4 protein-coding genes, 4 tRNA genes and 1 rRNA gene are annotated in these 4,545 nt (G+C 47.8%); 1 reads left to right on the forward strand and 8 read right to left on the reverse strand.

The window, feature by feature from the left end:
* The 5 genes from B9Y90_RS25405 to B9Y90_RS25425 all read right to left on the reverse strand — a co-directional run.
* Positions 1-176 (reverse strand): GTP-binding protein (locus B9Y90_RS25405; RefSeq protein WP_016831079.1); only part of this gene is annotated, 176 nt, incomplete at its 3' end.
* A 112-nt stretch (positions 177-288) separates the two neighbouring features.
* Positions 289-364, reverse strand: a tRNA-Thr gene (locus B9Y90_RS25410).
* 9 nt (positions 365-373) lie between these two features.
* Positions 374-448 (reverse strand) — tRNA-Gly (locus tag B9Y90_RS25415).
* A 117-nt stretch (positions 449-565) separates the two neighbouring features.
* Positions 566-650: transfer RNA gene (locus B9Y90_RS25420), tRNA-Tyr, on the reverse strand.
* Positions 651-662: 12 nt separating this feature from the next.
* A tRNA-Thr gene (locus B9Y90_RS25425) sits at positions 663-738 on the reverse strand.
* A gap of 453 nt (positions 739-1,191) precedes the next feature.
* On the opposite strand from B9Y90_RS25425, the gene coaA reads away from it, so the two are divergent.
* A complete protein-coding gene (gene coaA, locus B9Y90_RS25430) occupies positions 1,192-2,145 on the forward strand; it encodes a type I pantothenate kinase (RefSeq protein WP_039296421.1) in 954 nt (317 codons plus the stop codon).
* A gap of 26 nt (positions 2,146-2,171) precedes the next feature.
* Here coaA and birA read toward each other — a convergent pair whose 3' ends face one another.
* The 3 genes from birA to rrf all read right to left on the reverse strand — a co-directional run.
* Positions 2,172-3,134, reverse strand: coding sequence for a bifunctional biotin--[acetyl-CoA-carboxylase] ligase/biotin operon repressor BirA (gene birA / locus B9Y90_RS25435; RefSeq protein WP_085543070.1), 963 nt, complete (start codon positions 3,132-3,134; stop codon positions 2,172-2,174).
* The gene (murB, locus tag B9Y90_RS25440; protein WP_085543071.1) at positions 3,131-4,159 is read right to left on the reverse strand and encodes a UDP-N-acetylmuramate dehydrogenase; all 1,029 of its coding nucleotides are present in this window, start codon (positions 4,157-4,159) and stop codon (positions 3,131-3,133) included. Before murB ends, birA begins: the two co-directional genes overlap by 4 nt.
* Before the next feature lie 298 nt (positions 4,160-4,457).
* A 5S ribosomal RNA gene (gene rrf / locus B9Y90_RS25445) occupies positions 4,458-4,545 on the reverse strand; the annotation flags it as partial.

Here is a 4,545-nt window from a genome sequence, read left to right on the forward strand (position 1 = left end):
CGAGCTTTTTCTTCTGGTGCGTTATCGATCTGGTCGAATGCACGAGCAGAACCACCGTAGGTTTTAGCCAGAACGGTAGTGATTGCAGCGGTCAGCGTTGTTTTACCATGGTCAACGTGGCCGATAGTACCGACGTTAACGTGCGGTTTTGTACGTTCAAACTTTTCTTTAGACATCGATTGTCCCTCTAAGACACGGATAAATCGGTGATATCACCACATCAACCAGGCATATGCCTGAATTAGCTGAATGCATTAACAGAAGAGAAACAGGGAGGAGATAAAGAAGTGGTGCTGATAGGCAGATTCGAACTGCCGACCTCACCCTTACCAAGGGTGCGCTCTACCAACTGAGCTATATCAGCACATCTTGTTGGAGCGGGCAGTGGGAATCGAACCCACATCATCAGCTTGGAAGGCTGAGGTAATAGCCATTATACGATGCCCGCATCCTGGAACTCGGCTACCTGAATCTTTCTGTACTGAATATGAGAGAAGGCCTCTCAGTATTCGAGCCGACAAACTGCTTGTCTATCGTCTCGGGCTTCGCAGTGCGTTGCCGAATATGGTGGTGGGGGAAGGATTCGAACCTTCGAAGTCGATGACGGCAGATTTACAGTCTGCTCCCTTTGGCCGCTCGGGAACCCCACCTGGGGTACTTGATGGTGCCGGCTACCGGAATCGAACTGGTGACCTACTGATTACAAGTCAGTTGCTCTACCTACTGAGCTAAGCCGGCATCAAGTAGCGCGCATTCTAGGAAGAGAGCGCCGCGCATGCAACAAAAAAATCGCATAAAATGCACTACCGCTCACATTTTGCGCTAGATCTCGAAAATATGGTGGCTAAAGCACCAATTAAGAGCAAATTTCCATCGTTTCCAACATTCGTTTTTTCTCGAGTCAGGTGTCTGGCAATGCCTGAATGGCAAATAATAATCCCAGGAAATAAGACTACACGTCTAAAATGGCTCCTGGCCCTCTTCTTTCACTAAAGCGCAACGTGATGTACCCGCCGTAATACATCACTGTTAGTGATTTTTTCTTATCGTTCTCTTCATTCAGGTGTTACCCTCCTGCCCACTGTTGAAAAGTTAAATACGCTGCATACTTTTGATACAGAACGCTGAGTCTCTTACGTTCTGGAATGTAGCGCGTAAATTTTGTCCTGAATTACAGGCAGAAGCATGCTTATGAGTAATAAAGAGCAAATGTTGGCAACAACCCCTTATCTACAATTTGACCGGAGCCAATGGGCAGCATTGCGTGACTCTGTTCCCATGACGTTAACCGAAGGGGAAATCGCCCGGTTAAAAGGCATTAACGAAGACCTCTCCCTGGAAGAGGTGGCAGAGATTTACCTGCCTCTGTCTCGACTGCTCAACTTCTATATCAGTTCAAACCTGCGCCGCCAGGCTGTACTTGAGCAGTTTCTTGGCACCAATGGCCAACGTATTCCCTATATTATCAGTATTGCGGGTAGCGTTGCGGTAGGGAAAAGCACTACAGCACGCGTGTTGCAGGCGCTACTCAGTCGTTGGCCAGAGCATCGTCAGGTTGAACTGATTACCACCGACGGCTTCCTTCATCCAAACAAAGTGCTCAAAGAGCGCAATTTGATGAAGAAGAAAGGGTTCCCGCAATCCTATGATATGCATCGTCTGGTGAAGTTTGTCTCTGATATCAAATCTGGCGCAACCAACGTGACAGCACCGGTATACTCGCATTTGGTGTATGACGTGATCCCTGACGGCGATAAGACAGTTGCCCAGCCGGATATCTTGATTCTGGAAGGGTTAAACGTCCTGCAAAGCGGGATGGATTATCCTCACGATCCGCACCATGTATTTGTTTCTGACTTCGTCGATTTTTCTATATATGTCGATGCGCCGGAAGAGCTATTACAGAATTGGTATATAAACCGTTTCTTAAAATTCCGTGAAGGTGCATTTACCGATCCAAACTCTTATTTCCATAGCTATGCAAAGCTTTCTAAAGATGAAGCTATAAATATTGCAACTCAGCTATGGAGTGAAATTAATTTATTGAATTTAAAACAAAATATATTACCGACTCGCGATCGTGCGAGCTTGATTATGACAAAGAGTGCTAATCATGCCGTTGATTGTGTCAAACTGAGAAAATAATAAAGTGAGGGGGATCCCCCCTCATTTTAATTTGCTCCGCGCAGCGATATCTCGCCACCAACCCAAGCTTTTATTACCCCATTCTGCTCTAGCAACAATCCACCCTGTTCATTAATACCGCGAGATATTCCATGAACCTCTCGTTCGCCAATAATGAGTTTTACCGGCCGATTGATAAAGTTATCCAGCTTTTCCCAACGAGGGAGGAACGGTAATAAACTTTCCTGCTCAAAGAGTTGCAATGCCGTCCGTAGCTCTTGAATCAGAGTGACCGCCAGTGTATTTCGATCAATGCGAATACCAGCTTCCTGGAGATTGATCCATCCCTGATTAATCACATCCGTAGCAACATTACGCATCGCAAGATTGATCCCAGCACCGATAACAATTTGCGCGGCATCCCCTGTTTTTCCAGTGAGTTCAACCAGAATACCAGCGAGCTTACGGTCGTTCAGATAGAGGTCGTTTGGCCATTTTACCCTGACGTCTTCAGCACCAAGACGCTGTAATACTTCCGCCATAACAATGCCAATAACCAGGCTGAGTCCAATTGCCGCAGCTGGCCCCTGCTCCAGACGCCAGTACATCGACAAATAGAGATTTGCCCCAAAGGGAGAGAACCACTGGCGGCCTCGTCTGCCGCGTCCAGCCTGCTGGTATTCGGCTATACATGCATCGCCAGACTGAAGGGTATTGAGACGGTCAAGCAGGTACTGGTTGGTAGAATCAATCACCGGGAGTACAGCCACGCTCCCGTTCTCTATTTGTGACTTAATAAAGCTCTCATCCAGTAATTGGATAGGCTCCGGCAAACTATATCCTTTACCCGGCACAGTGAATACATCAATACCCCAGTCTCGCAGAGTCTGTACGTGCTTATTAATAGCCGCGCGGCTCATGCCTAACTGCTCACCCAGTTGCTCACCTGAATGAAACTCACCGTCTGCCAGAATACTTATTAACGTTAACGGTACCCGATTGTCTTTCACGCGATAGTCTCCACGGCGCTGACTTCACCTTTGCCGCCCATAAAACGAACCTCTGGCTCAAGCCAGACATCAAACTTTTCACCTACCTGCTGGCGTACGTAGTGTGCAAGGGCAACAATATCTGCGCTGCTGGCATTTTCTTCATTAATGATGACCAAAGCCTGTTGCCGATGAACCGTAGCTCCACCGATGCGATAGCCCTTGAGCTGGCATTGATCGATCAACCAACCTGCAGCAAGTTTAACGCTGCCATCTGGCTGAGGGTAATGTGGGACGTTAGTGCCGCAGACAATGAGTTTTTCCGCCTGTTTCGCGCTAATAACGGGATTTTTGAAGAAACTACCAGCATTACCATTCACTTTTGGGTCGGGTAGTTTCGATGTCCTCATATTGCAGACACTTTCAAAAACCTGCTGGGGTGTAACGGTTGCAGGATCCAGTTTAGCCAGGTCACCATAGCTGAGAATTGGCCTCCACATTTTAGGCAAGCGATAACCTACTGCGACAATGGCAAAACGATCCTGGTAGTCATGTTTAAAGATGCTGTCCCGGTAGCCAAAACGGCATTCTTCATTTGTTAGGCGTATTGCCTGACCACTGCTTAGCTCAACGCAATCGACATAATCACATACCTGTTTAATTTCAACACCATATGCACCGATATTTTGAATGGGCGATGAGCCAGCACAGCCGGGGATCAGAGCAAGGTTTTCCAGACCCGGCATACCTTTCTGGAGAGTGTATTCCACGAGAGAATGCCAATTTTCACCGGCACCAACATGCAGTAACCACGCATCATCGGTTTCAATCACCTGAATCCCTTTAATGCGATTAACAATCACCGTCCCTTCAAAGTCCTGCAGGAAAAGGATGTTACTGCCTTCCCCCAGGATAAGTACTGGCTGATTAGCCTGCGACGATTCCGCCCATGCTTCAGTAAGCTGTTGTACAGATTCAGCGATGACAATATGTGCCGCAGTTGCTTGAATACCGAAGGTATTGAAGGGTTTAAGAGAGGAGTTCATGTCAGCCATTTTCCGGAGTAATAACCCGAGTAGTTTACCCGATCCTGTTGGGAATGGCTTGCCTGTCTCAGTAGTACGCACATAGCAAAAAGGCCCAGTCTTTCGACTGAGCCTTTTGCTTTTATTTGATGCCTGGCCGTTGTATGCCAGGCTGTCCTGCCCGTCACCCTGCGGGCAGCCTCCGGCTGTGCAAAATCGTTCCTGACGATTTTGTCCTGCTCTCTGAGAGTTGAAAGTGGCAGAAACCAGAAAACAAAAAACCCCAGCCATCAGGCTGAGGTTTTCTGTTTTATTTGATGCCTGGCAGTTCCCTACTCTCGCATGGGGAGACCCCACACTACCATCGGCGCTACGGCGTTTCACTTCTGAGTTCGGCATGGGGTCAG

Source organism: Cedecea sp. NFIX57 (assembly GCF_900177785.1).
Classification (GTDB): Bacteria; Pseudomonadota; Gammaproteobacteria; order Enterobacterales; family Enterobacteriaceae; genus Cedecea; species Cedecea neteri_C.